The 26,043-nt window shown below is 55.7% G+C and carries 26 protein-coding genes; 15 read left to right on the plus strand and 11 right to left on the minus strand.

Annotated elements, in window-relative coordinates:
• Nucleotides 1-18: 18 nt before the first annotated feature.
• Both HALA3H3_RS18065 and HALA3H3_RS18070 read right to left on the minus strand, forming a co-directional pair.
• Complete coding sequence (locus tag HALA3H3_RS18065) at nucleotides 19-1,107, minus strand: histone deacetylase family protein (protein ID WP_022522968.1); 1,089 nt, start codon at nucleotides 1,105-1,107, stop codon at nucleotides 19-21.
• A gap of 150 nt (nucleotides 1,108-1,257) precedes the next feature.
• Nucleotides 1,258-1,734 carry a flavodoxin family protein gene (locus tag HALA3H3_RS18070; RefSeq protein WP_022522969.1) on the minus strand — a complete coding sequence of 159 codons (477 nt, stop codon included), beginning with the start codon at nucleotides 1,732-1,734 and terminating at the stop codon, nucleotides 1,258-1,260.
• A gap of 93 nt (nucleotides 1,735-1,827) precedes the next feature.
• Between HALA3H3_RS18070 and HALA3H3_RS18075 the strand changes: the two genes are divergently transcribed.
• From HALA3H3_RS18075 to HALA3H3_RS18085, 3 genes are all read left to right on the plus strand, one after another.
• Nucleotides 1,828-2,229: a thiol-disulfide oxidoreductase DCC family protein gene (locus tag HALA3H3_RS18075; RefSeq protein WP_022522970.1), complete on the plus strand. Its 402-nt coding sequence runs from the start codon at nucleotides 1,828-1,830 to the stop codon at nucleotides 2,227-2,229.
• Nucleotides 2,230-2,245: 16 nt separating this feature from the next.
• A complete protein-coding gene (locus HALA3H3_RS18080) occupies nucleotides 2,246-2,722 on the plus strand; it encodes a YbhB/YbcL family Raf kinase inhibitor-like protein (protein ID WP_022522971.1) in 477 nt (158 codons plus the stop codon).
• 76 nt (nucleotides 2,723-2,798) lie between these two features.
• Nucleotides 2,799-3,140 carry a zinc ribbon domain-containing protein YjdM gene (locus tag HALA3H3_RS18085; protein ID WP_022522972.1) on the plus strand — a complete coding sequence of 114 codons (342 nt, stop codon included), beginning with the start codon at nucleotides 2,799-2,801 and terminating at the stop codon, nucleotides 3,138-3,140.
• 76 nt (nucleotides 3,141-3,216) lie between these two features.
• Here the strand turns inward: HALA3H3_RS18085 and HALA3H3_RS18090 are convergent, their stop codons facing one another.
• On the minus strand, nucleotides 3,217-3,420 hold the full coding sequence (locus HALA3H3_RS18090) for a putative motility protein (protein ID WP_022522973.1): 204 nt from the start codon (nucleotides 3,418-3,420) through the stop codon (nucleotides 3,217-3,219).
• A gap of 296 nt (nucleotides 3,421-3,716) precedes the next feature.
• Here HALA3H3_RS18090 and HALA3H3_RS18095 point away from each other — a divergent pair, with 296 nt between their 5' ends.
• The 7 genes from HALA3H3_RS18095 (at nucleotide 3,717) to HALA3H3_RS18125 (ending at nucleotide 10,531) form a co-directional block, all read left to right on the plus strand.
• On the plus strand, nucleotides 3,717-4,181 hold the full coding sequence (locus HALA3H3_RS18095; RefSeq protein WP_022522974.1) for an SUF system Fe-S cluster assembly regulator: 465 nt from the start codon (nucleotides 3,717-3,719) through the stop codon (nucleotides 4,179-4,181).
• 78 nt (nucleotides 4,182-4,259) lie between these two features.
• Nucleotides 4,260-5,702: a Fe-S cluster assembly protein SufB gene (gene sufB / locus HALA3H3_RS18100; protein ID WP_022522975.1), complete on the plus strand. Its 1,443-nt coding sequence runs from the start codon at nucleotides 4,260-4,262 to the stop codon at nucleotides 5,700-5,702.
• Nucleotides 5,703-5,775: 73 nt separating this feature from the next.
• Nucleotides 5,776-6,525, plus strand: coding sequence for a Fe-S cluster assembly ATPase SufC (gene sufC / locus HALA3H3_RS18105; RefSeq protein WP_022522976.1), 750 nt, complete (start codon nucleotides 5,776-5,778; stop codon nucleotides 6,523-6,525).
• Nucleotides 6,522-7,862: a Fe-S cluster assembly protein SufD gene (gene sufD / locus HALA3H3_RS18110; RefSeq protein ID WP_022522977.1), complete on the plus strand. Its 1,341-nt coding sequence runs from the start codon at nucleotides 6,522-6,524 to the stop codon at nucleotides 7,860-7,862. Before sufC ends, sufD begins: the two co-directional genes overlap by 4 nt.
• 26 nt (nucleotides 7,863-7,888) lie before the next feature.
• Nucleotides 7,889-9,184 (plus strand): cysteine desulfurase, encoded by a 1,296-nt coding sequence (locus HALA3H3_RS18115; protein ID WP_022522978.1) that lies wholly within the window; start codon nucleotides 7,889-7,891, stop codon nucleotides 9,182-9,184.
• A 36-nt stretch (nucleotides 9,185-9,220) separates the two neighbouring features.
• A complete protein-coding gene (sufT, locus tag HALA3H3_RS18120; protein WP_009287114.1) occupies nucleotides 9,221-9,790 on the plus strand; it encodes a putative Fe-S cluster assembly protein SufT in 570 nt (189 codons plus the stop codon).
• Nucleotides 9,791-9,808: 18 nt separating this feature from the next.
• Nucleotides 9,809-10,531 (plus strand): SanA/YdcF family protein, encoded by a 723-nt coding sequence (locus HALA3H3_RS18125; RefSeq protein ID WP_022522979.1) that lies wholly within the window; start codon nucleotides 9,809-9,811, stop codon nucleotides 10,529-10,531.
• Between the two features lie 60 nt (nucleotides 10,532-10,591).
• Here HALA3H3_RS18125 and HALA3H3_RS18130 read toward each other — a convergent pair whose 3' ends face one another.
• From HALA3H3_RS18130 to HALA3H3_RS18145, 4 genes are all read right to left on the minus strand, one after another.
• A complete protein-coding gene (locus tag HALA3H3_RS18130; protein WP_009287112.1) occupies nucleotides 10,592-11,038 on the minus strand; it encodes a hypothetical protein in 447 nt (148 codons plus the stop codon).
• An 87-nt stretch (nucleotides 11,039-11,125) separates the two neighbouring features.
• The gene (gene rimK / locus HALA3H3_RS18135; protein WP_009287111.1) at nucleotides 11,126-12,034 is read right to left on the minus strand and encodes a 30S ribosomal protein S6--L-glutamate ligase; all 909 of its coding nucleotides are present in this window, start codon (nucleotides 12,032-12,034) and stop codon (nucleotides 11,126-11,128) included.
• Between the two features lie 41 nt (nucleotides 12,035-12,075).
• Entirely contained in the window at nucleotides 12,076-12,516 is a 441-nt protein-coding gene (locus tag HALA3H3_RS18140; protein ID WP_009287110.1) for an ATP-dependent zinc protease family protein, read from the minus strand.
• 33 nt (nucleotides 12,517-12,549) lie between these two features.
• The gene (locus HALA3H3_RS18145; RefSeq protein WP_022522980.1) at nucleotides 12,550-13,587 is read right to left on the minus strand and encodes a DUF3549 family protein; all 1,038 of its coding nucleotides are present in this window, start codon (nucleotides 13,585-13,587) and stop codon (nucleotides 12,550-12,552) included.
• A 328-nt stretch (nucleotides 13,588-13,915) separates the two neighbouring features.
• On the opposite strand from HALA3H3_RS18145, the gene HALA3H3_RS18150 reads away from it, so the two are divergent.
• On the plus strand, nucleotides 13,916-14,251 hold the full coding sequence (locus HALA3H3_RS18150) for a YqcC family protein (RefSeq protein WP_022522982.1): 336 nt from the start codon (nucleotides 13,916-13,918) through the stop codon (nucleotides 14,249-14,251).
• 80 nt (nucleotides 14,252-14,331) lie between these two features.
• Here the strand turns inward: HALA3H3_RS18150 and HALA3H3_RS18155 are convergent, their stop codons facing one another.
• Nucleotides 14,332-14,958, minus strand: coding sequence for an OmpW/AlkL family protein (locus HALA3H3_RS18155; protein ID WP_022522983.1), 627 nt, complete (start codon nucleotides 14,956-14,958; stop codon nucleotides 14,332-14,334).
• 529 nt (nucleotides 14,959-15,487) lie between these two features.
• On the opposite strand from HALA3H3_RS18155, the gene HALA3H3_RS18160 reads away from it, so the two are divergent.
• The 4 genes from HALA3H3_RS18160 (at nucleotide 15,488) to HALA3H3_RS18175 (ending at nucleotide 17,076) form a co-directional block, all read left to right on the plus strand.
• Nucleotides 15,488-15,982 (plus strand): AAA family ATPase, encoded by a 495-nt coding sequence (locus tag HALA3H3_RS18160; RefSeq protein WP_022522984.1) that lies wholly within the window; start codon nucleotides 15,488-15,490, stop codon nucleotides 15,980-15,982.
• Between the two features lie 91 nt (nucleotides 15,983-16,073).
• Nucleotides 16,074-16,457 (plus strand): VOC family protein, encoded by a 384-nt coding sequence (locus HALA3H3_RS18165; protein WP_022522985.1) that lies wholly within the window; start codon nucleotides 16,074-16,076, stop codon nucleotides 16,455-16,457.
• 116 nt (nucleotides 16,458-16,573) lie between these two features.
• Nucleotides 16,574-16,816 (plus strand): type II toxin-antitoxin system Phd/YefM family antitoxin, encoded by a 243-nt coding sequence (locus HALA3H3_RS18170; protein WP_022522986.1) that lies wholly within the window; start codon nucleotides 16,574-16,576, stop codon nucleotides 16,814-16,816.
• Entirely contained in the window at nucleotides 16,813-17,076 is a 264-nt protein-coding gene (locus HALA3H3_RS18175; protein WP_022522987.1) for a Txe/YoeB family addiction module toxin, read from the plus strand. Before HALA3H3_RS18170 ends, HALA3H3_RS18175 begins: the two co-directional genes overlap by 4 nt.
• 171 nt (nucleotides 17,077-17,247) lie before the next feature.
• Here HALA3H3_RS18175 and putA (HALA3H3_RS18180) read toward each other — a convergent pair whose 3' ends face one another.
• From putA (HALA3H3_RS18180) to putA (HALA3H3_RS18190), 3 genes are all read right to left on the minus strand, one after another.
• Nucleotides 17,248-20,904 (minus strand): bifunctional proline dehydrogenase/L-glutamate gamma-semialdehyde dehydrogenase PutA, encoded by a 3,657-nt coding sequence (gene putA, locus HALA3H3_RS18180; protein ID WP_022522988.1) that lies wholly within the window; start codon nucleotides 20,902-20,904, stop codon nucleotides 17,248-17,250.
• A 144-nt stretch (nucleotides 20,905-21,048) separates the two neighbouring features.
• Nucleotides 21,049-22,542 carry a sodium/proline symporter PutP gene (gene putP / locus HALA3H3_RS18185; RefSeq protein WP_009287104.1) on the minus strand — a complete coding sequence of 498 codons (1,494 nt, stop codon included), beginning with the start codon at nucleotides 22,540-22,542 and terminating at the stop codon, nucleotides 21,049-21,051.
• Nucleotides 22,543-22,793: 251 nt separating this feature from the next.
• Nucleotides 22,794-25,985 (minus strand): bifunctional proline dehydrogenase/L-glutamate gamma-semialdehyde dehydrogenase PutA, encoded by a 3,192-nt coding sequence (putA, locus tag HALA3H3_RS18190; protein WP_022522990.1) that lies wholly within the window; start codon nucleotides 25,983-25,985, stop codon nucleotides 22,794-22,796.
• Between the last annotated feature and the right edge of the window lie 58 nt (nucleotides 25,986-26,043).

The raw sequence follows: 26,043 nt of genomic DNA on the forward strand, positions 1-26,043 counted from the left end.
TTTTTATGAGCAGCGAAATTATTCGGATTGAAAAGCCGTGCGGTGGAAATCCGCCGCGGCTTGGACTTCCGCAACGCCGCAGGTATCGGGTTCAGGTACGGCATTTCCAGCTAGTACTGCTAGCACCGCTCGGGTGCCGTTCGCCAGTGACTCCAGGTTGTAGCCGCCCTCTAATACGAACACCAAGCGGCCATCGCAGTGTTGTTCGGCCAGTTGTTGCAAGAAACCGGTCAGTGCGCCAAAACCCTCATAGGAAACGTTTAAGGCTAAATCGTGCCAATGGGGGTCAAATCCTGCCGAGACTAAAATGATGTCGGGCTTAAACCACGCTGCGGCCGGGGCAAGAATGTCACGAAATGCCTTGAGATACGCTTCGTCGCCAGCGCCAGCCGGTAACGGAACATTAATCGTGGTGCCTTCAGCTAAACCGGCGCCCACCTCTTCCAGGTGACCTGAGCCGGGATAGAAGGGCGCCGCGCGGTGAATATCGAAAAACATCACGTCCGGCTCTGCCCAAAAAATATCCTGGGTGCCGTTGCCGTGATGGGCGTCCCAATCAACAATCAGCACTCTCTCACAACCCAGCGCACTGCGCGCATGGGCTGCGGCGACTGCTACATTGTTGAATAAACAAAAGCCACGGGCGCGAACGGGCTCAGCGTGGTGTCCCGGTGGGCGTACAAGTGCAAAGGCACTTTTAGCGCGTTTCTCCATGACCGCTTCTACTGCGGCAATGGCCGTTCCCGCGGCGACTTCGGCGGCATCGACGCTACCCGGTGAGACCGCTGTGGTATCCACATCCAACCAGGCATTTTTCTCGCGCAGGCTAAAAATATCGCTTAGATAGGACGTGGTATGCACCCTGGCGAGTTGTTCATGGGTGGCTGCTTTGCCACCTTCAATGTGCAGGCCCGCAATGGGCGCTTTCTCAAGCAGGTGCTGAATGGCTTTCAAACGGCCGGGGTGCTCGGGGTATTTCCATGGCACAGGGAGCCCTGCAAGCAGATGTCGAATGCGCTTATCGATCCGTTGAGGTAGAAAGTCGGCGTCAATATTGGGCTCGTGAGCGAGCACCCGATCATCATAGAAAGCAATGACTTTATGCATAATGGCTACCTAATGTACGTGCGTTAAGTCACAGCAGTAAATTCAAGCAAGTACTGCCGCCCTTTAATCGCACAATGGGCACGAAATGCTTATCTACAGTAAGGCAGGCTGGGCGAGGTTATACAATATCACTCTCAAACCATGTCACTTTCAAACAATGCCACTCTCAACACTAAACGCTAGGGTCATGCTGAGCTCTTCTACCTGATCTGCAAATGAGGGCTGCCACTCGCCGCGCAAAATGAGCGGTGGCTGTACCCATCGCCAGCGTAAGCCAGTGACGATGCTTTCTACTGCGCGTTGGGTGCCCGTGCCATCGTGCCCCGCGCGAATATAGAGCGCGCAGGGTAATCCCTGTTTCTTTTCAATGACAGAATAGTAGCTGCGATCAAAAAAATCCTTGAGGGCGCCGCTCATATAACCCAGGTTTTCTGTGGTGCCGAGCAGAATCGCATCGCAAGCAAGCACGTCGTCTGGTCCAGCTTCCAAGGGCGCTTTTACCACACAGTGCACCTGCTCAAGGTCGGGATGACTCGCGCCCTGGAAAGCCGCATCACGCAATAAGCGGGTATTCGCCGAAGGGGCATGAGCAACAATTAATAGCTGTTTTTTGAACTCAGATGTCATAGCCGTAGCCTAAATAAGCAGTGAATATGTAAAGGTTTGCGACTAGTACTGAAAATGCCACACTGCTTTAGTGTCGTTAACTAGAGAGGCTATATGCCCAATAAGACTTCTATCAATGTCTTTTACGATGCGAAGTGCCCGCTGTGCCGTAAAGAGCGCCGCCGCTATGAACGCTGGTCGGGGCGGCATGCCGCTGATATCGCTTGGCTTGATGTGAGTGAACATCACCAGGCGCTACAGCAAAAGGGCGTCGATCCCGACATGGCACTGCGTTCTCTGCATATCGAAACAGCATCTGGGCAATTGCTGGAGGGGATCGATGCTTACCGTTTATTAATGAAGCGTATTCCCTTGTTGGCGCCGGCTGCCTGGATCATTGGTCTACCGGGCATTAAATTGGGCTTGCGGGCGCTTTACGATGCCTGGGTTAAGCGCCGCCTGAAGAAACAAGGCCGGTGGAGTTGTGAGACTAGGAGCGAAAGGCACATTAGATAAACCAAGGAGATAAAACATGACATTTGCACTTTCATCAATGCAGGTTACCAGCTTGGCATTTGCTGACCATCAGGCGATCCCTGCCAAGCACACCGGGGAAGGTGAGGATGTTTCGCCAGCACTTGCTTGGCAATACGCTCCCGAGGGAACCCAAGGGTTTGCGGTGATCTGTCACGACCCGGACGCGCCGTTGGTCAAAGACGGTAGCTATGGCTTTGTCCACTGGGTGCTCTATAACCTATCCGGCGATATTCAGGAATTAACTGAAAAGACGGCGGCAGGCACCGTCGGTGCAAATGATAAAGGTGGTACTGGCTATTGTGGCCCGATGCCGCCAGAAGGGCACGGCAAGCATCTTTATTATTTCTGGGTGCTGGCGCTGGATCATCAAACCTCGCTCCCTGAAGGGCTCACGCTGGCTGAACTGCTCAAAGAAGTAGAGCCTCACCTGCTGGGAATGAACCGTTTGGTGGGTACTTACCAGCGCGATTGATCTAGCCTCTGGCTGGACATTTTGCGTAACCCGTGTAGGCTCCATCGCTTTCTAACTGTGGTGATGGAGCCGTCTGATGAGTGACCTGCCTAACTGTCCTGCCTGTGCCTCTGAGTTTAGCTACGATGATGGTCTTCAATATGTCTGCCCAGAGTGCGGCCATGAGTGGTCAAAAGTGGCAGAAGAAGAGGGCGCTGATGACGCTTCAGGCGTGCGCGATGCCAACGGCAATATGCTAGCCGACGGTGATAGCGTAACGGTGATCAAGGACTTGAAGGTTAAGGGCAGTTCACTGGTGGTTAAAGTGGGCACTAAAGTGAAAAGCATTCGCTTAGTTGAAGGCGACCACGATATCGACTGTAAAATTGACGGTATCGGCCCTATGAAGCTTAAATCCGAATTTGTTAAGAAAGCCTAGCGCTAAAGCAGGTCGTTAAAAAAATAGCCCCCTGGTCAACGCCAGGGGGCTATTGGTTTATCTAGCCTAACGTTTATTACGCAGTCGTATTAATCTGCGTACCTACGCTGCCGCTGGTAGCCAGCTGTGGATCTAAAGCAACGCTATCCATCAGGGCTGTGATTTGCGCTGCCTGGCCGTCTAATGCCTCTTTAAAAACACCGAACTGAGCCTGTTGGATCGCTTGCGCCTGCCTCATATCCAGCGTTGCATTTACCATGTTATTAACTGCTACATCCATAGTTTGCCTCCTACAAATATCGGGATGCCTCATACAGTAGGGGCATCTAATACGTTCTGACGCTATCAGAATCGGCTACTCAATGCAAAGCAGCAGATACAGAAGTAATAGCTTTTCTAAATGATAATGATTGTTGTTTTTGATGCTATCAGCGCCGAACGTGCCGATATTTTGCGTAAATTGCTATCCATTTTGCTCAGGGGCTTCACATCAAATTTATACAGGACTAAAATGGTACTCAATTGACGTGGCGACCATTTGATTTGCTGCGTACTGATGACATAAAGGGAGTCGACATGCTTAAGCTTTCTCGGCTGACAGACTATGCCGCGGTGGTCATGGCGCAAATTGCCCGCCATTCCCAGGCGTCGCATGCAGCGGCAGAGTTAGCAGAGGCCGTGCAGTTGCCCCATCCGACGGTGAGTAAAACGCTCAAAATGCTAGTGCGGGCAGGGCTGCTGGTTTCTCAGCGTGGCGCCCAAGGCGGTTACCGCCTGGCCCGGCCCGCATCGCAGATTACTGCCGCCGATATTATTGCGGCGATTGAAGGCCCCGTCGCCATGACCGAGTGCAGCCAAGCAGAAGGCGATTGTGAGCTTGTGGCTACCTGCGGTGTGGCAGACAACTGGCAGCGGGTCTCTTTGGCCATGCGTACTCTGCTAGAGAGCGTGACCCTGGCGCATCTGGCTGATACAGCGCCGATTAAGCTGCCAGTACAACTGCCTATTCAAACGATCAGCCTGTCGGCGGCGTCGGCCTAACGGCGGCGCGAGTACAGCAGGCCTAATTTATTATTAAAGGCGATGACCTCGCCACCCAACTGCCCGGAGGGTATCACCATGGCAAGCGAAGAAATGGAACAGTTGGTTCGTCGCGAATACAAAGATGGCTTTGTAACCGATATTGAGAGCGACACCCTGCCACCTGGCCTGGATGAAAACACCATCGCCTTTATCTCCAAAAAGAAGGGCGAGCCGGAGTGGATGCTGGAGTGGCGTCTGGATGCCTACCGCCAGTGGCTGAAGATGGAAGCCCCTTCCTGGGCGCATCTAGACTATCCGCCGATTGATTACCAATCGATCTCCTATTTCAGTGCGCCGAAACGCCCGGAAGACCGCCCGCAAAGCCTGGATGAAGTGGATCCCAAACTGCTGGAAACCTATGAGAAACTGGGTATTCCGTTGCACGAACGCGCCGCGCTGGCAGGTGTTGCCGTCGATGCGGTGTTTGACTCCGTTTCGGTCGCCACCACCTTCAAAAAGCAGCTTGGCGAAGCAGGGGTTATTTTCTGCTCTATCTCTGAAGCTATCCGTGACTACCCAGAGCTGATCAAGCAGTATTTGGGCACCGTGGTTCCCGTGGCGGACAACTACTTTGCGGCGCTGAACTCAGCGGTGTTTACCGATGGCTCCTTTGTGTTTGTGCCAGAAGGCGTGACTTGCCCGATGGAGCTGTCTACGTACTTCCGCATTAACGCGGCCAACACTGGCCAGTTTGAGCGCACGCTGATTATTTGCGAAAGCCGTGCCCAGGTCTCTTACCTGGAAGGCTGTACGGCTCCAATGCGCGATGAGAACCAGCTTCACGCCGCGGTGGTCGAGCTTGTCGCTCTGGACGACGCCTATATCAAATACTCCACCGTGCAGAACTGGTACCCCGGTGATGAAAATGGCGTAGGCGGTATCTATAACTTCGTCACCAAGCGCGGCGATTGCCGTGGTGACCGTTCACGGATTAGCTGGACGCAGGTAGAAACCGGCTCGGCTATTACCTGGAAGTACCCCTCCTGCGTACTGCGCGGCAAAGACAGTATCGGCGAGTTCTACTCCGTCGCCGTTACCAATGGTCGCCAGCAGGCCGATACCGGCACCAAGATGATTCATATTGGCGAAGGCACGCGTTCGTATATCGTCGCCAAAGGTATCTCAGCGGGCAGGAGTGACCAATCCTATCGCGGCCTGGTGAAAATTGGCCCGCGGGCCAAAGGGGCGCGTAACTTCACCCAGTGTGACTCGCTGTTGATAGGTGATAAGTGCGGTGCGCATACTTTCCCTTATCAGGAAATTGGCAATAGCACGGCGACCATTGAGCACGAAGCGACCACCTCGAAAATCGGTGAAGACCAGCTGTTCTACTGCCAGAGCCGCGGTATCTCTGAAGAGGATGCGGTCAGCATGATTGTTAACGGCTTCTGTAAGGATGTCTTCCAAGAGTTGCCCATGGAGTTCGCCGTCGAAGCGGAAGCGCTGCTCAATGTGACCCTGGAAGGCGCGGTCGGCTAACCGCTGCCCATTTATTCCTATTAATTATATTAGTGTCGCCGTGGCGACTCGCCAGAATCAGAAGGTAATCAATATGTTGCAAGTGAATGATTTACACGTCTCCGTCGAAGGTAATGAAATCCTCAAAGGCTTGACCCTGACCATCAAGGCGGGTGAAGTGCACGCCATTATGGGGCCGAACGGCGCGGGTAAATCGACGCTATCCGCGGTGATTGCCGGTAAAGATGGCTACGAAGTTACCCAGGGCACGATTACCTTTGAAGGCAAAGACGTGCTCGAAATGGAAATTGAAGAGCGCGCCCAGGCTGGCTTGCTGTTGGGTTTCCAGTACCCGGTCGAGATTCCTGGGGTTAAAAACATTTACCTGCTGAAGTCTGCGCTTAATGCCCAGCGCGTAGCCCGCGGCGAAGGCGAAATGCCAGCGCCGGAGTTTATGAAGCTGGTGAAAGAGAAGCTTGGTTACATGAAAATGGACGCTAGCTTCCTACAGCGCGCCGTTAACGAAGGTTTCTCAGGCGGCGAGAAAAAGCGCAACGAGATCCTGCAAATGCTGGTGCTTCAGCCGAAGCTTGCCATGCTCGATGAGATCGACTCCGGCCTGGATATCGACGCCATGAAAGTGGTCGCCGATGGTGTCAACAGCCTGCGCGCTGAAGACCGCGCCATTCTGCTGGTCACCCACTACCAGCGTCTGCTGGATTACATCGTGCCAGACCAAGTTCATGTACTGGTCGATGGCCGTATTGTCAAAACCGGTGACGCCGAGCTGGCCAAACAGCTGGAAGCCAATGGGTACGAAGGTATCGAGGAGTCTGTGGCATGAGCGATACGCAAACCTTTCTAGACACGCTGAAGGCGCGCAGCTCGAACTACACAGCGGAACCGACCTGGATTGCTGCTCGTCGCCAGGCGGGTGCTGCACGTTTTGAGGCGCTGGGTTTTCCTACGCGTCGCGATGAAGAGTGGAAGTACACCGACGTACGTTCGATTGCCCAGGGCAACTTTGCAATAGCCGACAACGCTGAGTTCTCTCCGGCCACCGCCGCGGCGCTAACGTTGCCGATTGATGCCTACCGGCTGACCTTCGTGGATGGCGTTTTCTCATCGGCGCTCTCTGATTTGGATTCACTGTCGTCAAGCGTTCAGGTATTACCGCTTTCCAAGGCGCTCGCCGAGAACCATGAAGCCGTGGGTGGCCCGCTTGGGCGCTTAACCGGTGTGGATTTTTCGCCCTTCGCCGCGCTTAACACAGCGTTTATGGAAGAGGGCGCAGTGGTTCGCATTGCGCCGGGAACAGTGGTTGAGAAACCCATCCTGTTGCAGTTTTTGTCCCGTGCTGGTCAGCCGGTAATGTGCCACCCGCGGGTGCTAGTGGAAGCGGGAGGCCGCAGTGAGGCCACGCTGATCGAGCATTACACCGGCGAAAGCGAAGCGGCTAACTTCACCAATGTGGTTGGCGAGCTGATGCTTGACCGTGGCGCGATCCTGGCCCACTACAAGCTGCAAGAAGCGCCGCTGGGTGATTTGCACGTGGCGAGCATTCACGTAGAGCAAGGCCGCGATACGCGCTATACCTCCTATAACCTGAGCCTGGGCGGTGCGCTGGTGCGCAACGATCTGATCAGTGACTTGAACGGCCAGGGCGCTGAAACCAACTTCCTGGGTCTGTTCTTTGGTCAGGGTCGCCAACACGTCGACAACCATACTAAGGTCAACCACAATGCGCCGCTGACGTTCTCCAATGAGAACTACAAGGGCATTCTGGATGATCGCGCCCACGGGGTGTTTAACGGCAAGGTCTACGTCAAGCGCGATAGCCAGAAGATCGAAGGTTTTCAGAGTAACCAAAACCTACTGCTATCGGATCGTGCCCACATTGATGCCAAGCCTGAGCTTGAAATCTACGCCGATGACGTTAAGTGCTCACACGGCACGACTACAGGCCAGCTAGACGAAGAGGCGATTTATGCGCTGCGTACCCGCGGTATCGATGAAGCCACCGCTCGAGGTCTGCTAACGCTCGCTTTCGCTGGCGAGGTGTTGGACAAAGTCACCCTGGATGCGATTGCCGAGCGCGTTGAGTTAGCGGTCGCCGGTAAGCTGCCAGAGCGCTTCAACCTTGCCGGGCTTGTCGAAGCGGCGGTTTCACTTAACGACTAGCGCCACTACCCAATCAGGAGCGTCTGATGCCACATTCCGTTATTGAGCCAACGTCTAGCCCTTCTCAAACAGGCACTGTGCAAACAAGCCCTGCGCAAGCGACCTTTGATGTTATGCGCCTGCGCCAGGACTTTCCGGTGCTGGCCCGTGAGGTGCACGGCAAGCCGCTGATCTATTTAGATAATGCGGCCACTAGCCAAACGCCTCAGCAGGTGATTGACGTGTTTAGCGATTACTACTCGCGCTATAATGCCAATATTCACCGCGGGCTGCATACTCTCGCCGATGAGGCGACGGCGGCGTTTGAAGGCACGCGCCACCGGGTTAAGGCGTTCCTTAATGCGGAAGATGCGCGTCAGATCATCTTTACCCGCGGCACCACGGAAGCGATTAATCTGGTCGTGCATAGCTGGGGGCGTGCAAATCTTGCGCCTGGCGATGAGGTGTTGATTTCGATGTTGGAGCACCACTCCAATATTGTTCCCTGGCAGCTGTTGGCCGCCGAGATTGGTTTTACCATTAAGGTGATTCCCGTTGAGGCCAACGGCGCGCTGGATATGGCTACCTATCGCTCGCTGCTGAGTGAGCGCACTAAGCTGGTGGCGGTGAACCATGTCTCTAATGCCCTGGGAACCATTAACCCGGTGCAAGAGATGGCAACCCTTGCCCATCAGCAGGGTGCGCTGATTCTGATTGATGGTGCTCAGGCAGCACCTCACCAAGTGGTCGATGTGCAGGCAATCGATGCTGACTTCTATGCCTTCTCTGGCCACAAAGTGTATGGGCCGACAGGCGTTGGCGTGCTCTACGGCAAGCAGGCGCTGCTTGAAGCGATGCCGCCCTGGCAGGGGGGCGGGGAGATGATCAGCACGGTCTCCTTTGATGCGGGTACCACTTTTGCCGCTATTCCGCATAAGTTTGAAGCGGGCACGCCCGCTGTTGCGGAGGTCATTGCCCTGGGGCGAGCGCTTGAGTGGATGGAGAGCATTGGCATAGATGCCATCGGCGCCTGGGAAGGCCAACTGCTCGATCACGCTACCCAGGCGGTCGGTCAAATCGATGGTCTACGTATTTTAGGCACTGCGCCGGATAAAGCGGCCGTTCTTTCCTTTATTGTGGAAGGGGCGCATTCGCAAGATATCGGCCTGCTGATCGATCAGCTCGGCGTCGCTATTCGTACCGGCCACCATTGCGCACAGCCCTTGTTGCATCATTTTGGGGTCGACGCGACGTGCCGTGCTTCATTTGCGGCGTATAATACCCTCGATGAAGTGGATCGCTTTGTAGAAGCACTCCAACGTGTCATTGGTATGGTGCGTTAAGGTCGATTCTTTAGGAATCGTCATTTAAGGACAGTTATGGATCTTGAGCAAGTTGCCAGCCTCGAACGTGGCCAACAGTTACCGCTCCAGCGTGATGTGGAAGCCATTGCCATTCCGTTTGGCAGTACGGAAACACTGGCTGAAGATAGCGTTGTTAGCGTTATGCAGGCGAAAGGCAGTACGGTAAGCGTCGGTTTTGAGGGGCGCCTCTATTTGATTGAGGGGCAAAACCTGGATGCCCTGGGGCTTGAGTCGCTCCCGCGTCCTACGCTGCCCGAAACGGCTACCGAGGAAGAGATTGAGCAGTTCGTGTGGGATCAACTGCGCACCTGCTTTGACCCGGAGATACCGGTCAATATCGTTGACTTAGGGCTTGTCTACGGCTGCCGTATCGAGCGCCTTATCAGTGGTGAGCGTATGGTAACTATCCGCATGACGCTGACCGCCCCTGGGTGTGGGATGGGCGATGTAATCGCGGCGGATGCGCGCAATAAGATCCTCGGTGCGCCGCAGATCAGCAAGGTTCACACCGAAATAGTCTTCAGCCCGCCCTGGAGCCGTGACATGATGAGTGACGAGGCCAAGCTTGAACTCGGCATGTTCTAACCCCGGCTGGGGAGCTGGATGCATAACCTTTTGTTGAAATGGCTAAAGCATTTATTAATGTCGCTAGGAGCACTGTCGCTGCTGGCGACATTGCTGTTTATAGGCGGCAATTTTTGGGTGCTCGCGACGACCGCCGCTTACATTGAGCGTCAGCCGCAGCAGTGTCGTCCAGCAGAGGTGGGGATTGTCTTCGGTACGTCTCACTGGACGCGTAGTGGGGTGAGAAACCCGCACTTCCATGCGCGCATGCGAACCGCTGCTACTTTAATTGAGCAGGCTCAGGTCGAGCATCTTTTGCTCTCTGGGGATAATCGTACCCAGGCGTATAACGAGCCGCGCGCAATGTGGCGTGAGCTGTATCGACGCGGTGTCGCGTCTGAACAGCTGACCATGGATTTTGCTGGTTTTAGCACCTACGACACGCTAGCGCGTGCCCGAGACGTTTTTCAGCTGGATAAAGCCCTGCTGATCACCCAGAGCTGGCATCTTCCCCGCGCGGTATTTATTGGTCGTGCGCTAGGTATCGATGTCACTGGCTGTGTGGCGGATGATCCTACCGTAGCAGTGGGGTGGCGTTTAAAGCTGCGCGAGTGGGCAGCACGCGTAGCCACCCTGGGTGATCTCTATGTATGGGGGAGGGAGCCCTATTTTCTCGGTACGCCTGAGCCCATCGAATTACCCAGGCGGACGCCCATAGACCTTATTCTGCCATCACTAAACGAGCGCTTTAGCCCTCCATAGCTCTTTTATTAGCCCTTGCCATAGATAGTTTCAAGCCCCTAGCAGCGTGTCTATAGGGCGTTAGCGGTGGGTTTTGCGCTTTTGCAGCGCATACAGCTCGCGGATAAGCTTACGGCACCCCTGCATGCACTCTTCTACCACCGGTTCAATCGGATCGGGTAACGGGTGGGTATACAGAGAGGAGAGCGCCTGCATTAATACACGCTCTTGCTCCAATAGCTCATTGATGAGTACTTGGCTATCGTTGCCGACAAAGCTTTTTAGACGGCTCCACAGCCATAAAAAATCATCGCGCTCAACGTCTGCATCCCGGGGCAGCATTTTTAAATGCGCACGGGCCAGATCCTGCAGCTGGCGCATCTGCTTGAGCCGCGCAGCATAATGCGGCTTTAAAGCGTCACGCAGCGACGGGCGCAGGCGTTCAATATTGTCTTGGAAATAATCAATGCTATCGGCCAGCGCTTCCAATACGCTGTCCATCGCCACTTGGCGATTATCGAGAAACATGAGCGTCTACCTCCTTCGGTGACGCAGATTGTGGGGGTGACAGCGACTATTTGCCACCCCCGAAACGGATTATTTTAATATTTTGCCTTAGCCTTTAGGCTTGGGCGGTGCTTTACGGGCTGGTGAAGCGTTTCTTTCAATGTGCTCAATGATCATTCCCGCAATATCTTTGCCGGTGGCGTTCTCAATGCCCTGCAAACCAGGCGAAGAGTTAACCTCCATAATCACCGGGCCGTGATTGGAGCGTAGCAAATCGACACCGGCAACGCGCAGGCCCATGGCTTTGGCTGCACGGATCGCCGTTGAACGCTCTTCAGGGGTGATGCGGATCACGGTGGCGGTGCCGCCGCGGTGTAGATTCGAGCGAAACTCACCGTCCGCCGCCTGGCGCTTCATTGAAGCCACCACTTTATCGCCAATCACGAAGCAGCGAATATCGGCGCCACGCGCCTCTTTGATGTACTCCTGCACCATGATATTGGCTTTCATACCCATGAACGCTTGAATGACGGATTCAGCGGCTTGGTTGGTTTCCGCCAATACCACACCAATCCCCTGGGTGCCTTCGAGCAGCTTAATGACCAGCGGCGCACCTTTGACCATGGTGATCAGGTCGGGAATGTCATCGGGGGAGTGGGCAAAGCCGGTAATTGGCAGCCCCAACCCCTTACGCGACAGCAGTTGCAGTGAGCGTAATTTATCCCGCGAACGGGTAATCGAGACGTTATCGTTGATAACGTAGGTGCCCATCATTTCAAACTGGCGCAGCACCGCACAGCCGTAAAAGGTGACCGATGAACCAATGCGCGGGATCACCGCATCGAAAGGCTCAATCTCTTGGCCTTTATAGTGGATCGAAGGGTGGTGCGAGGTAATGCTCATATAGCAACGCAGCGTGTCCACCACGCGGGCGGTATGCCCACGCTGCTCTGCGGCTTCAACCAGGCGGCGGGTAGAGTACAAATTGCGATTGCGTGACAGCAGAGCGATATGCATTTAGGAGACTCCGAGCTGAGATTGAAGCGACTAATAAGGGGTTAAGGCTCACCGTGCAAGAATGCGGCACCGGGGGCCACCAGGAGGCGGCGCATGGCACTTCGGCCTAGTAGCATCGGGTGGCGCATATTGCTGCGGTCAGTAAGGGTCAGTTCAATGGGGAAATTCAAATCGCCCATCTGCATCGGGGTACGTATAACATAGCGCCACTCGCTATGACCGTTGGAACTGGTGACCCGGCGTCGATCATGCAGGTGCAATCGGAAACGATGCGCTGGCGTGTCTGGCCCTCCGCTATGGGTGATAAAGCTAACCCACAGTTGACCATGGTCATCTTCATCGGTCTCTATCTCTTCTGCATGCAGAGCAGATGTTCGTGCGCCAGTGTCAGCTTTACAGCATAGGTGAAGCCCTAGTTCAGGTAGCGTCACCATCTCGCGGCGGCCAATGACCGCTTTGGCCTGATAGGGTAATTCCTTCACGGCTCACTCCTTGCAATTAAAAGTGACATCGGATCAAGCGTTCCTCTGTGACATCATCAGTGTCAAACGGCGTTGGGTTGCGGAGCCAGCAGGCGCATCCCGCAGTGCCATCATGACCGGTAAGCGTAGCCGTGGTATTAACGCAATATCACGCACTACGGCGGCAAAATCGCTACGCTCATCTTCTGCTAAGCGTTGCAGAAAAAGAGGCAGGCGCTGCGCGTCTTCCAGATAACCCCAGCCGCGCCCGGCGATGGCCGCCAGAACATCCGGCCCACAGGCCGCTGTGTCATTGAGTAAGGCCGTGTACCAACTGCCCACCGCTGATGCCTCCGTATTACCCACTGCGCGCAGACAGGCACACAGGGTTTCAATGTCGCCCGCTTGGGCGGCGGCTTCGCCACGACGCTGCAGTGCGGGGACTAACGCCTGTGGCAAGGGCTTGTGCTCTAAACAGTAGCACAGGGAGTGAATAACGGTGGTCGGCAGGTCAGGCAGCCGCAGCGCTAGCGATTCAGCGTCAGCCGTTTCCATACGCACAGCGTAATCGGCAATCCCCTGTAACCCCAAGGCCTGCCAATCAATCGTTTGCTGGCCGCTCAAGTAGGCCTCAACCGGCTCAAAATGCTGGCTGGCGGGTAGCCCACGCGCATGGGTGGCGCGTGCATTGAGCATGGCTTGGAAGGTGACACTAGGCGTGAAGGCGAGAGGATTATCCTTCATTAAGTGATCCACGTCCGCTGTTTCTTCACGGCCTACCTGGGAAACTGCGCGTCCTAGCGTTTCCAACAGGCGATTTAAAAACGCATCGCGCTGGGCGGGAGCAATCATTCCCTGCTCATCCAGCGGCAAGGCCAAGAACCAAATGGCCGGTTCGGGCATATCGCCAAGGCGAAACACAATGGCTAAGCGCGCCTGGCCCTGCCATGGCTCTGGCCAGGCCATTTCGCCACTTTCAAAAGTCGCCAGTGATTCCCGCGGGCAGGGAACGACGTGTCGCCCCATATGGTAAAGGGAAACCTCGCCGCCGCTGCGGGTAAAAAACTCATCAAGGGTTTGAATCGGTTGCATGACATCCTTCCGCGTTGCAAGCCTGCACTCTACCTTGCTGATGTGGCACTGTCAGCCGCAGTGACTGATAAACATGGTGTTAATGACAGTGCCTTAAGGCATTAGCATTAATGACAATGCGGTTAAAAATTAATCAACTTTGCCAAAGCCCCATGAGAGCAGGCGCTGCGACACCTTTCCATAGTTTATCCACAGGCTCGTGCAGGTTTTCTGTGAGTGTATGGATAACTTCCCGCAAGCGTTGATAGGTGGCAAGGCGCCCGCTGAGTGGGGATAATGGGCAGACGATACACTTACTTCATTTTCCAAGGTAGTGACAAGCGACTTTATGAGTACTTATCAACCGCTTCAGACAGCGCTTCTAGAGCTTGAGGCGTCGATGAAAGCCGCCGATTTATGGCGCATGCCAACACCCGATGCAGAAGCATTCGCCAGCCAGCAGCCGTTTTGCATCGACACCATGTCGCTGCCGCAATGGATACGCTTTGTGTTTATTGCCCGCTTGAATGCCTTGATGGATGCGCGTGCAGCCATGCCCGCAAAGTGCGAGGTAGCTCCCGCCGTGGCAGCCTACTTGCAGCAGGAAAAAACACCCGCTCACCACCAGCTGCTGATTGTGCGTGCGGTAGAGAAGGTCGACCAGATCGTCACTGAAAGCACTTAAAGCGACATGCGGCTAAACGCACAAAGCCCACCGTGAGGCAGGCTTTGTGGATAACATCCGCTAGCGGTTTTGCAAGTGGCTTAGAAGCGGTAACTGAGGCCTGCCATGACCACGAGAGGATCGATCTCAACGGTACCTGCCGCCGCACCGTTAACGCTCGCATCGGTATCGATATCGATGTACCAAGCAGCGGCGTTCAGCGCCCAATGGTCATCAATTAATAGATCAACACCTACCTGGCCTGCCGCTCCCCAGGAGTCATCCAGGTCTAAATCACCAATCGTCAGCTCCTCATCGGAGAAAAAGGTGTAGTTAATACCGGCGCCGACATAGGGCTGTACGCGTGACTGAGTGCCGCCCAGCGGGTAGTACTGCAGTGTTAGGGTCGGCGGCAGGTGCTTGGTTGAGGCAATGTTATCGCCGTTTAAATGGATGTCGTGTTCAAACGGCAGCGCCGCCAGTAGTTCCACGCCGACTTTATCGTGGAAGCGATAGCCCAAGGTGAACGCGAAATCGGTTTTATCCTGTACATCCACTGATAGCGCACCGTTGGCCAGTGAGCCGTTGTCGCTGGTGGGGGCGACTTTGGCCACACCCACGCGGGTGAAGAAATCGCCAGCGCCGTAGGCGAATGCCTGGCTGCTGGTCATCATTGCCGCAGCGGCAACAGTGGTGACGAATAATGTAGGCAGGGCGGCTTTACGCATGGGATCACTCCAGGTGTTAACGCAGATAGTAAGATTAGACGGCTTTCCGATAGCCGCTTAACGATGAAACCAGTGTAACGAGACCCAGGGAGTGGATTATTGATCCAGGGCAAGAGTTATTAGACATGGGGGGTTAGGGGGAGGGGCGGCTGGAGAGACCTAATTCAGAAGCGGGCTGCTAGCCATTTGGCTGGCCCATTTGTATGGATGCATGCGCAGTGATATGAAGTATTTTTAGTCTGTAATGCGTGTTTTTCTGATACGCTCAGCAAGAGGTATGATCAAATATTGCCAGAATATTGTTTATAAAAATAAATTAAAACAGCGAGTTGTAAAACATCTGCTCGTGTTTATAGGCAATGCGAAAAGATGGTCAGGAATGAGCATGCGCATTTTTCTAGCGAGCATTTGAATGGGAGTTGGTAATTTGCCCATTACTATTAACACATTGGAGTTTTTTTATGGTGTTACGCTTTCTAGGAAAATACGTATGCGCAGAAATAAACTGCTATGCAATACGAGGCAAGAAATGAAGAAAGGAGTGTTGACATTTTTCTGCGGGAAAATGGGGGCAGGGAAAACTACAAAGTCTCTTGAAGTTTCCCAAGAACGAAACGCCGTACTGCTTTCAGAAGACGAGTGGCTTGCGTCGGTTTATCCCGATAGCATTAAGACACTGGAAGATTACGTAAAATATGCTGGACGGCTCAAGCCTCAAATGAAGAAGCTGGCTCAGTCGATCTTGGCGTCAGGCACTAATGTGGTAATGGACTTTCCTGCAAATACGATTCCGCAACGAAAATGGCTTAGAAGTGTCTTTTCAGAGATTCAGGCTCCCCATGAGCTAATTTACATTGACCAGCCAAATGATACCTGCTTAGAGCAGATAGCCAAAAGGCGTGCAGAACAACCGCAGAGAGCGGCAACGGATACTGAAGAGATGTTTGAGCAGGTTACAAAGTACTTTGTTGCGCCCACACCTGATGAAGGGTTTAACATAACTGTAATTTCGGCAAATGGATAATAGCCGCAGGTACAGCGACTGCTTGTACGTTGCGGCTGCGCCTTTATTACAAAGCCGCGCACGTTGCAGCGTTATGTCATTTTGGTGAATTATGAAACTTGATTTGTTCGTACTACGGTGCAGCGATTTGCGGGCCAGCAAGCAGTTCTATGAGCAGCTCGGTTTCAGCTTCGTGGAAGAGCAGCATGGCTGTGGGCCAGTGCATTACTCGTCAGAAAATGCGGGGTTTGTATTCGAGTTGTATCCATTGGTTAGCAGCGAATCAGTAGATAACACGCGACTAGGATTTTCAGTGGAAGGTCTGGGCAATATCATCCCTGACTTAGAATTAGTGGACCAGTATAAGTTTGGCGGAAGGGTTTTGCCAAAAGGTTGGTTTAAAAATTTCAGTTCTATCGATGAGGTCTATGAGGCCTTATTTGGGGCAATATGTTACAAGGCCGCTACCACGAAACCGGGAGAAAAGGCTCAATGAGTATCAGGGCCATACACGCGAAAGACGTATTCTGACGGTGTTATGCACAACGTTCGTCTTGACGTACGTACCCAAAGGCGTACATTGTTAGAAAATTGAATGTGCAAGAGGGCGTCATGACCGGAATCACAGCAACTGAGGCGCGCAGCAATCTTTATCGGTTGATCGACGAAACTGCCGAGTCTCACCAGCCCATCGTCATCATGGGCAAGCGGAACAAAGCTGTCTTGGTATCCGAGGAAGACTGGTCGGCGATTCAGGAAACACTTTACCTGCTCTCCGTGCCAGGTATGCGGGAGTCTATTCGTGAGGGGATAAATACCCCCCTAGATGAATGCGGTGAGGAGCTGGACTGGTGACATGGAAGTTGGTTTACACCAAACAAGCCCAAAAAGATGCGAAGAAACTGGCCTCCAGCGGCCTCAAGCCAAAAGCCCAGGATTTACTGGTACTGATTGCAGAAGACCCCTACCGTAAGCCGCCTCCGTTTGAGAAGCTCATTGGTGATCTTGCTGGCGCCTACTCACGCCGGATCAACATCCAGCATCGCCTAGTCTACCAAGTGCTTGAGGACGAGCGAGTGATAAAAGTTCTTCGGCTCTGGAGCCACTTCGAATAATGCATCACCAGCCGCTATTGCCAAAAAAACCGTTCGTTAGATAAAAAAAGCCACTAACAAGTAGTGGCTAACTATTGATTCCTGGGACAGTCTGGGAGGAGGGCGAGCGAGCTCAATGAGTCGCTCACCTCCTAGGCACCGATCCCTAAGCACCTACCATTTAGCGCCGACCTATTCAGCCGTTGCCAGCAGGCTGGCGTTACCGCCCGCTGCGGTTGTGTCGATGCACAGATGGCGTTCCACCACGTAGCGATCCGGCGAGATGGTCTGGGTCTCGAGTGGTATGATGGCGCCGTCGCGCTTGGCCAGCGCAATGCGCAGTTCACGCGTCCAGTCGCTGTTGCCAGCGGCGGTGACCGCCGCAATGCCTTTGACTTCGCTCAGTGTCTCGGCCGAGACGCTTCCATCAAGCCCGGCCACCGGTACTCCGGCATCGATCAGCGGCTTCACGGCTTGTTCGGCACCTGGTGCGACTATGACAGCGGCACAGCCCGCGCCTAGGGCCTGTGCTGCTTGAGCAATGGCGATATCCAGCGTCGGCCCTAGGCACAGAACCACTCCCTTCGGATACATGGCCAGGCGGTTGCTTTCACCTGTCGGTCCCGGCAGTGTCTGTGGCGTCATGTCCAACGCTGCTGTTTCGGCAAGTGCCTTGCGGATCACGCCGCCTTTGCCGGAGAGTGCCTTGCGCAGTACCTCGATGCGATTGGGACGTACCGCCCAGTTACGCGCATCCAGCCCGTCGATGGCCGATTGGAGATCGCCGAGTGATACGGTTTTCCCCTCAGGCGTCTCGTGGCGCTCGGCGTCAGCGGTGCGGCGGAAGCGATTGACGTAGAGCGGGCCGCCAGCCTTGGGCCCGGTACCTGAGAGGCCCTCGCCGCCGAACGGCTGAGAGCCAACGATAGCGCCGATCTGGTTACGGTTGACGTAGACGTTACCGACATGGATGCGCTCGACGATCTGCTGCACGCGGTCGTCGATGCGGGTATGCAGGCCGAAGGTCAGCCCGTAGCCCTTGCCATTGATGTCGTCGACGACCTTGTCGATATCCCGCGCCTTGAAGGTGGCCACGTGCAGCACCGGGCCGAAGATTTCACGTTCGAGATCTTCAATACCTCCAACCTCGATCACCGCCGGGGTGACAAAGGTACCGGTGTCCGGCGCGGACAGCTTCTTCAGCACTTTGCCAGCTTTCTCATTCGACGCCACGTAGTCGCTGATTTCCTGTTGGGCATCGACGTCGATCACTGGCGAAACGTCGGTATCGGTGTTCCAGGGGTCGCCAATGGTGAGCGCGTCCATGGCACCGTAGAGCATGTTGAGCAACCGGTCGCGGGCCTCTTCCTGGACATACAGCATGCGCAGTGCCGAACAGCGCTGGCCAGCCGACTGGAAGGAGGAGATCAGGATATCGCGCACCGCTTGCTCGGTCAGCGCCGTGGAGTCCACGATCATGGAGTTCAAACCACCGGTCTCGGCGATCAGTACGGCGTCGGGGCCTGCGTTGTCCGCCAGAGCCTTGTGGATGATCTGTGCCACCGGGGTCGAGCCGGTGAAGCAGACGCCAGCGATACGTGGATCGCTGGTTAGCGGGCCGCCCACCGTTGGGCCGTCGCCAGGAAGCAACTGTAGTGCCGCTTCCGGTAGGCCAGCCTCACGCATCAGCTCGACGGCGCGGGCGGCGATCAGGGGCGTCTGCTCGGCGGGCTTGGCGAGCACCGCGTTGCCAGCAACCAAGGCGGCAGCGATCTGGCCGGTGGTGATGGCCAGGGGAAAGTTCCACGGGCTGATGCAGACGAAGATGCCGCGGGCGCTGCCGGGCTCTTCCGCTTCCAGCCGCTCGCCCTCGTTGGCGTAATAACGCAGGAAATCCACCGCTTCGCGCACTTCGGCAATACCATCGAACATCATCTTGCCCGCTTCGCGGGTGGCGATCACGGTCAGCTCGGCAATGTGTTCCTCGTAGAGGTCGGCGGTGCGTCGGAGTACCGCGGCGCGTTCGGCTGCCGGGCGCGCCGACCACTCTTTGAAGCCTTGCTCGGCGGCGTCGAGGGCAGTGGCGACCTCTTCCGGGGTGGCTTCATGCACCTTGCCGATCACCCGAGAGCCGTCGGCGGGGGAGACGGCATCGCGCGCCGGGCCCTGGGGAGCGGGGCTGCCCACCAGCATGGGGCCTGCGGTCCAGGTGGCGTCGGCAAATGCTTCGCGGGCATTGAGCAGCGGCAAAATCGAAGCGGGTTCGTTGATGCGGTAGCCCTTGGAATTCTTGCGGTCGGGCTCAAACAGCTCGCTGGGCTGGTGGATCAACGGGCTTGAAACGTCGTTGCCGAGTTGCTTAAACCCTTCAATGGGATCTTTTGAGACCTCGCTGGGCGGAATCGAGCTATCCACCACCTGGTTGACGAACGAGGAGTTTGCGCCGTTCTCCAGCAGGCGGCGTACTAGATAGGCCAGCAGGTCGCGGTGCGCGCCGACCGGGGCGTAGATGCGGCAGTGGGTGCCTTCCGACTCTTTAACGATGTGGTGCAGCGATTCGCCCATACCATGCAGGCGCTGGAACTCGTAGCTGTCCTTATCGCTGCCCGCCATTTCTACAACGGCGGCGCAGGTGTGGGCGTTGTGGGTCGCGAACTGCGGGTAGATGCGGTCGCGTCGGTCGAGAAGCATTTGCGCGCAGGCCATGTAGCTGACATCGGTGTTGACCTTGCGGGTGAAGACCGGGAAGGTCTTGACCCCCATCTCCTGGGAGAGCTTGATCTCGGTATCCCAGTAGGCGCCCTTAACCAGCCGCACCATGATTTTGCGGTCAAACCGCTCGGCCAGCTCGTAGAGTGTCTCGATCATCGGCGCGGCGCGGCGCCCGTAGGCTTGCACGACGACCCCAAAGCCGTCCCATCCGTCCAGGCTGGGGTCGGCCATTAGGGCCTCGATCACGTCGAGGGAGAGATCCAACCGATCCTGCTCTTCGGCGTCGATATTGAAACCGATATTGGCCTTGGCCGCCTGCTGCACCAACTCCTTGGCGCGTGGCACTAGCTCTGTCATCACCGTGTCACGGTGTGTGTACTCATAACGCGGATGTAGCGCCGAGAGCTTCACCGAAATGCCGGGGCTACCGCGTACATCGCCCTTGGCCTGCTCGGCAATCGCGGTGATCGCCTCTGAATAAGCTTGGTGATAGCGGACGGCATCTTCGTCGGTGCGTGCCGCTTCACCCAGCATATCGTAGGAGTAGGTATAGCCCTGTTTCTCAAGTTCGCGGGCATTCTTCATGCCTTCTTCGATGGTCTGGCCAAGCACGAACTGGCGGCCGAGAATCTTCATCGACTGGCCAACCGCCTTGCGTACCACCGGTTCGCCCATCCGGCGCACCAGGCCGCGCAGCGCTCGGGTCGGGCCCTTGGGGTCTTCTTCCAGCACCTTACCGGTCAGCAGCAGTGCCCAGGTAGAGGCATTGACCATTGATGACGAGGACTTACCCAGGTGGGCGCCCCAGTCGGAGGGCTCGATCTTGTCGTGGATCAGGTCGTCGATGGTTTCTGCATCGGGCACGCGCAGTAGCGCTTCTGCCAGACACATCAGGCCAACGCCCTCAGTGGTCGAGAGCCCGTACTCGGCAAGGAACGCCTCCATCATCGAGGGCGACCTTTCCTTGCGCACACGCTCCACGTAGTTGGCGCCAACGGCGGCAACCTTCTTGCGGTCATCCTCCGACAGCTTGATACGCTCGACCAGCCCGTGCAGCACATCTGCCTCGTTGGCGTCGTAGTTGGTGCGAATGCGTGAGCGTAGATCACTCACGTCGCTATGCAGATGGTCGTTCATACAGGGTCTCTCCTTGCTAGCCGACACTAAGGCGTTGCTGCGTCGGTTAGGGTGTAGTCATACTTTTTGCAGTCAACACAAAATAACTAACCTAAAGAGGGCTCCCGCGGGAGCCCTCTTGATACGCTCAATGTGGCTGAGCGCTTACTTGCGTTCGATATGCTGATATTCACCGGCATCGTCAGTCGCATTGCTGACTACGATGATGGCGATGAAGGACGCGATGAAGCCAGGAATAATCTCGTACACGCCAGGACCACCCAGGAATTCACCGTTCCAGCCCAGTGAGATCCAGATCATGACGGTGAGAGCACCCACGACCATGCCTGCGATGGCGCCATTGCCATTGGTGCGTGACCACATCAACGACAAGATAATCAACGGGCCAAACGCGGCGCCGAAGCCTGCCCAAGCGTTACTGACCAGCCCCAGAACCTGGGAGTTTTCGTCAGAGGCAATAACCGCTGCCACAATGCCCACAAGTACTACACAGACACGGCCTACGGCGACACACTGCGCTTCCGTTGCGTTCTTGTGCAGGAACAGGCGATAGAAGTCTTCGGTTAGTGACGAAGAGGCCACCAGAAGCTGGCTTGAAACGGTGCTCATAACCGCTGCAAGCAACGCCGCATAGAGGAAGCCGGTAATCAACGGATGGAACAGTAGGTCTGCCAGGATGATAAAGATCGTTTCCGGATCTTGGACATCAATACCGTTGCGGATCGCATAGGCCCGGCCGAAGATGCCCAAAGAAACGGCACCAATCAGCGAGATGAGCATCCAGCCCATGCCAATGTTGCGGGCAATGGGCACATCCTTGAGTGTGCGGATCGCCATGAAGCGCACAATGATGTGCGGCTGACCGAAATAACCCAGGCCCCAGGTCACAGCCGACAGCCACCCGATGAAGGTCAGCCCCGACGTCCAGGAAAGCAGGGTGGGATCGACTTCATTCAGGGTCTGTGTTGCCTGCGATAAGCCGCCGCCACCTTCGCCAAACAGCACCACCGCTGGCATGATCACCAACGCTAGCATCATGATGCAGCCTTGCACGAAGTCCGTCATGCTCACTGCCAGGAAGCCGCCGACAACCGTATAAATAAGCACCACGCCCAGGGTGATCATGACCCCCATGGCGTAGTTGCTCATATCGCCGAAGTTGTAAATGCCAGTAAACGCGCTTTCAAACAGCTTGCCGCCTGCCACTAGGCCTGACGCGGTATAGACTGCGAAAAAGATTACGATGACGACAGCGGAGACTGTCCGCAGTGACATTGACCGCGTTGGGAAGCGGTTTGCCAGGAAAGCCGGAATGGTGATCGCGTTGCCGTAGTGAACCGTCTGTTCACGTAGACGAGGGGCGACTAGAATCCAGTTGAATAACGCCCCCACGAGCAAACCAATACCGATCCACGCCGAGCCTAAACCCGAGACGAACATTGCACCGGGCAAGCCCAGCAGCAACCAGCCGCTCATATCTGACGCACCGGCCGACAGGGCCGCTACTTTTGGGCTGAGGGTACGACCACCCAGCATGTAATCTTCAGAGGAAGAGGTGGATTTGCGCATCGCATAAATACCGATGGCAACCATTAGCGCAAAGTACGCAATGAGACTGATCCAAACACCTATAGCCATGTAACTTCTCCAATTATTCAGGACGGAGCTAGCTCCGACAGGTTAGTGCGCATACCGAGAAGAGTACGGTAGTGGCGCAGTCTTGTTGTTGTTAGCCCCTTTTCATATCCATGTTATTGGCCCTGGTGAGCCCGCTATAGATGAAGACAGAAAGGTCTGTGGTGCCTTTGTATGTAACGATCCCTATATTATTTTCGACCATGAGATAGTTTCCTGTTCAGGAGTTCAGGTTAGTGATGTTGATGAGTAGTTCACTCATCGCCTAGCGCCAACAGCGACGCATTCCCGCCTAAGGCGGCGGTGTTATTAGTAATCGTTTTCTCGGTGACAAAGCGCTGCAGATAGTGAGGGCCGCCGGCTTTTGGGCCAGTGCCTGAAAGGCCTTGACCACCAAACGGCTGCACGCCCACCACGGCACCGATGATATTACGGTTGATGTACACGTTACCCACGCGCATTTTCTGGGCGACTTCAGCGGCAAACGATTCGTTGCGGCTGTGCACGCCAAACGTCAGGCCGTAGTTGCGACCGTTGATGTCGTTGATGACCTTATCAAGCTGGCTAGATTTGTAGCGCACGATATGCAGGATTGGCCCGAACTGCTCGCGGGTCAGCGCATCGATGCTGTCGATAGTGAAAGCGACGGGGGCTACGAAAGTACCCTCCTGGGTATGCTCAGCGGCCATTGGCGTTTCAGCGACAAGGCGATTTTCAGCCTTGAGTTTTTCGATATGCTCCAGCAGGCCTTTGCGGGCGTCTTCGTCGATGACAGGACCAACATCGGTTCCCAGTTCGCGGGGGTCGCCAATGTGTAGCTCGCTCATGGCGCCTTTGAGAATTTCGATCACTCGGTCGGCAACATCGTCTTGCAGATACAATACGCGCAGTGCCGAACAGCGCTGCCCGGCGCTCTGGAAGGCTGATTGAACCACATCCACCACGACCTGCTCGGGCAGGGCAGTGGAGTCGACAATCATGGCGTTCATGCCGCCGGTTTCGGCGATTAACGTGGGCAGCGGGGCGTTCTCCCTTGCCGCCAGGGCGCGGTTGATAATTTGTGCGGTGTCAGTGCCACCCGTAAAGACCACGCCGGTAATCCGCGAGTCGGAGGTCAACACGCTGCCTACCGTCGGGCCATCGCCGGGCAGTAGCTGAACCACATCCCGGGGCATACCGGCTTCGTAGAGCAGCTCTATGACCCGGTGGGCAATAATGGAGGTCTGCTCCGCCGGTTTGGCCAGTACGGTGTTACCAGCCACTGCCGCGGCCACTACCTGGCCACAGAAAATTGCCACTGGAAAGTTCCAGGGGCTAATCGCCGCGAATACGCCTTTGCCGCCCATCATCAAGCGGTTGGATTCGCCGGTGGGGCCGGGCAGCACAATCGCTTCGCCAAAGTCCTCTTCTGCGCGCATGGCATAGAAGCGGCAGAAGTCGACGGCTTCTCTGATCTCATCGACGCCATCGGTAAGTAGCTTGCCACCTTCCCGGGAGCAGAGTGCCATTAGTTCCGCCATATGCTCTTCCATCAAATCGCCCAGGCGACGCACGATAGCGGCACGTTCAGCCACGGGCGTAGCATCCCAGCGGGGGAAGGCGGCCCAGGCAGCATCCAGGGCCTTGGTTGCCTGCTCTTTGCTAGTCCACTGCACGCTGCCCACGGTTTTGCGGCGGTCATAAGGGCTGGTGACGCTATGGGTATTAGCCGTGTCGTCGGCAACATCAAAGGCCAGCAGCGGCTTGGCCGGGTACTGCCTGTCCATAAACGCGGCCATCTTCTCCATCAGCGGGTAGTAGTGGCTGCGAATGTTCAGGTTGACCCCGCGAGAGTTGCGTCGTTTAGGGCCGTAAATATCTTTGGGCAATGGAATGTTCGCATTGGCCAGGTTTTTCTGCTGATGCAGGGTCTCAACCGGGTGCTGACACAGCGACTTGACCGGTACATCCGGGTCGACCAACTGGTGAACAAACGATGAGTTGGCACCGTTCTCAAGCAGGCGACGAACCAGGTAGGGCAGTAGGTCTTTATGTGCTCCCACCGGGGCATAAATGCGGCAGTAGGTGCCTTTCGGTGCGCGCTCAAGCGCGGCGTCATAAAGGGCTTCACCCATGCCGTGTAGGCGTTGAAATTCGAACGGACGGCTGTCGCGGTTGGCGAACTCCAGAATCGTCGTCACCGTGTGAGCGTTGTGGGTCGCGAACTGCGGGAAAATACGCCCACGGGTATCGTTAGAAAGCAGGAACTGTGCACAGGCGAGGTAGGCAACATCGGTGCCCGCTTTACGGGTAAACACTGGGTAGCCGTCAACCCCGAGCTGCTGGGACTCTTTGATTTCAGTATCCCAATAGGCGCCTTTGACCAAGCGTAGCGGAATCTCATCCCCCTGCTGGTCGGCCAAACGATTGATGTAGTGCAGCACCGGCAGGGCGCGCTTGGAGTAAGCCTGGACGACCAAGCCAAAGTGCCCCCAGCCTTTGGCGGCTGCGCTTTCGTAAACCGCGCGGAAGACCTCTAGGGAAATCTCAAGGCGATCAACCTCTTCAGCGTCAATCGTAACGGCCACATCCAGCTCGCGCGCCTTGCTCACTAGCTTTATAACGGTGTCGACCAGCTCGGCTAGCACCTGCTCACGGCGGCCAAACTCATAACGGGGGTGGAGCGCAGAGAGCTTGATGGAGACCGACGGCGCCGGGGTCTTATCGCTTAAGGTTTTGCAGGTTTTTCCCACTTGCTCGATCGCGCGTGCGTAGTCGTCAAAATAGCGCTGTGCGTCGTCCCGGGTGCGCGCAGCTTCACCCAGCATATCGTAAGAGTAGGTGTAGCCTTTATTGAACAGTGGCTTGGAGCGCTTGAGGGCTTCATTGATATCGCGGCCCAGCACAAACTGTTTGCCCATGATCTTCATCGCTTCGTACATGGCACGGCGAATAACCGGCTCGCCCATGCGATTGACCATGCGATTAATAAAGCTGGCGGGCTGCCCCTCTTTGGGGTGATCCATTTTCAGCACGCGGCCAGTCATCAATAAGCCCCACGTAGAGGCATTGACCATCCAGGATTCGCTCTTACCTAGGTGAGACTGCCAATCGGCGGGGCCGAGTTTGTCCTCGATCAAGGCGTCGGCGGTGGCTTTATCGGGGATGCGCAGCATAGCTTCCGCAAGGCACATCAGCATCAGGCCTTCATGGGTATCCAGGCTGTACTGCTGTAACAGTTCGTCGATGGTATCGACAGCCGTGTCCATCTTACGGACGTCCTCAACCAGCGCAGCGGTATTGGCTTCAATGCGGGCGAAATCTTCGCGGTTGGCATTCAGCACCTCGATCAGTTCACTGACGTAACTATTTTCGTCCACTAGGTAGTGGTCGCTAACGCACGCCATGAGGGTGTCGAGATCGGTTTGCCAGATGGCAGGGTCACGCATGTGGTTGGCATTGAGCATTGAAGCCCCCGAAAGTCTGAACAGAACAAATGGGTAACAGGGCATTTCGCCCAAGCAA

The sequence above is a fragment of the Halomonas sp. A3H3 genome (assembly GCF_000982975.1).
GTDB lineage: Bacteria > Pseudomonadota > Gammaproteobacteria > Pseudomonadales > Halomonadaceae > Vreelandella > Vreelandella titanicae.

Coding starts and splice junctions, on each gene's coding strand:
- sufT (WP_009287114.1), top strand. CDS start 9,221: ATGGATCTTGAGCAAGTTGCCAGCCTCGAACGTGGCCAACAGTTACCG.
- putA (WP_022522988.1), bottom strand. CDS start 20,904: ATGAACGACCATCTGCATAGCGACGTGAGTGATCTACGCTCACGCATT.
- HALA3H3_RS18095 (WP_022522974.1), top strand. CDS start 3,717: ATGCTTAAGCTTTCTCGGCTGACAGACTATGCCGCGGTGGTCATGGCG.
- putA (WP_022522990.1), bottom strand. CDS start 25,985: ATGCTCAATGCCAACCACATGCGTGACCCTGCCATCTGGCAAACCGAT.
- HALA3H3_RS18070 (WP_022522969.1), bottom strand. CDS start 1,734: ATGACATCTGAGTTCAAAAAACAGCTATTAATTGTTGCTCATGCCCCT.
- HALA3H3_RS18075 (WP_022522970.1), top strand. CDS start 1,828: ATGCCCAATAAGACTTCTATCAATGTCTTTTACGATGCGAAGTGCCCG.
- rimK (WP_009287111.1), bottom strand. CDS start 12,034: ATGCATATCGCTCTGCTGTCACGCAATCGCAATTTGTACTCTACCCGC.
- HALA3H3_RS18170 (WP_022522986.1), top strand. CDS start 16,574: ATGACCGGAATCACAGCAACTGAGGCGCGCAGCAATCTTTATCGGTTG.
- putP (WP_009287104.1), bottom strand. CDS start 22,542: ATGGCTATAGGTGTTTGGATCAGTCTCATTGCGTACTTTGCGCTAATG.
- HALA3H3_RS18125 (WP_022522979.1), top strand. CDS start 9,809: ATGCATAACCTTTTGTTGAAATGGCTAAAGCATTTATTAATGTCGCTA.
- HALA3H3_RS18065 (WP_022522968.1), bottom strand. CDS start 1,107: ATGCATAAAGTCATTGCTTTCTATGATGATCGGGTGCTCGCTCACGAG.
- HALA3H3_RS18115 (WP_022522978.1), top strand. CDS start 7,889: ATGCCACATTCCGTTATTGAGCCAACGTCTAGCCCTTCTCAAACAGGC.
- HALA3H3_RS18165 (WP_022522985.1), top strand. CDS start 16,074: ATGAAACTTGATTTGTTCGTACTACGGTGCAGCGATTTGCGGGCCAGC.
- sufC (WP_022522976.1), top strand. CDS start 5,776: ATGTTGCAAGTGAATGATTTACACGTCTCCGTCGAAGGTAATGAAATC.
- sufD (WP_022522977.1), top strand. CDS start 6,522: ATGAGCGATACGCAAACCTTTCTAGACACGCTGAAGGCGCGCAGCTCG.
- HALA3H3_RS18080 (WP_022522971.1), top strand. CDS start 2,246: ATGACATTTGCACTTTCATCAATGCAGGTTACCAGCTTGGCATTTGCT.
- HALA3H3_RS18090 (WP_022522973.1), bottom strand. CDS start 3,420: ATGGATGTAGCAGTTAATAACATGGTAAATGCAACGCTGGATATGAGG.
- HALA3H3_RS18160 (WP_022522984.1), top strand. CDS start 15,488: ATGAAGAAAGGAGTGTTGACATTTTTCTGCGGGAAAATGGGGGCAGGG.
- sufB (WP_022522975.1), top strand. CDS start 4,260: ATGGCAAGCGAAGAAATGGAACAGTTGGTTCGTCGCGAATACAAAGAT.
- HALA3H3_RS18155 (WP_022522983.1), bottom strand. CDS start 14,958: ATGCGTAAAGCCGCCCTGCCTACATTATTCGTCACCACTGTTGCCGCT.
- HALA3H3_RS18150 (WP_022522982.1), top strand. CDS start 13,916: ATGAGTACTTATCAACCGCTTCAGACAGCGCTTCTAGAGCTTGAGGCG.
- HALA3H3_RS18085 (WP_022522972.1), top strand. CDS start 2,799: ATGAGTGACCTGCCTAACTGTCCTGCCTGTGCCTCTGAGTTTAGCTAC.
- HALA3H3_RS18130 (WP_009287112.1), bottom strand. CDS start 11,038: ATGTTTCTCGATAATCGCCAAGTGGCGATGGACAGCGTATTGGAAGCG.
- HALA3H3_RS18145 (WP_022522980.1), bottom strand. CDS start 13,587: ATGCAACCGATTCAAACCCTTGATGAGTTTTTTACCCGCAGCGGCGGC.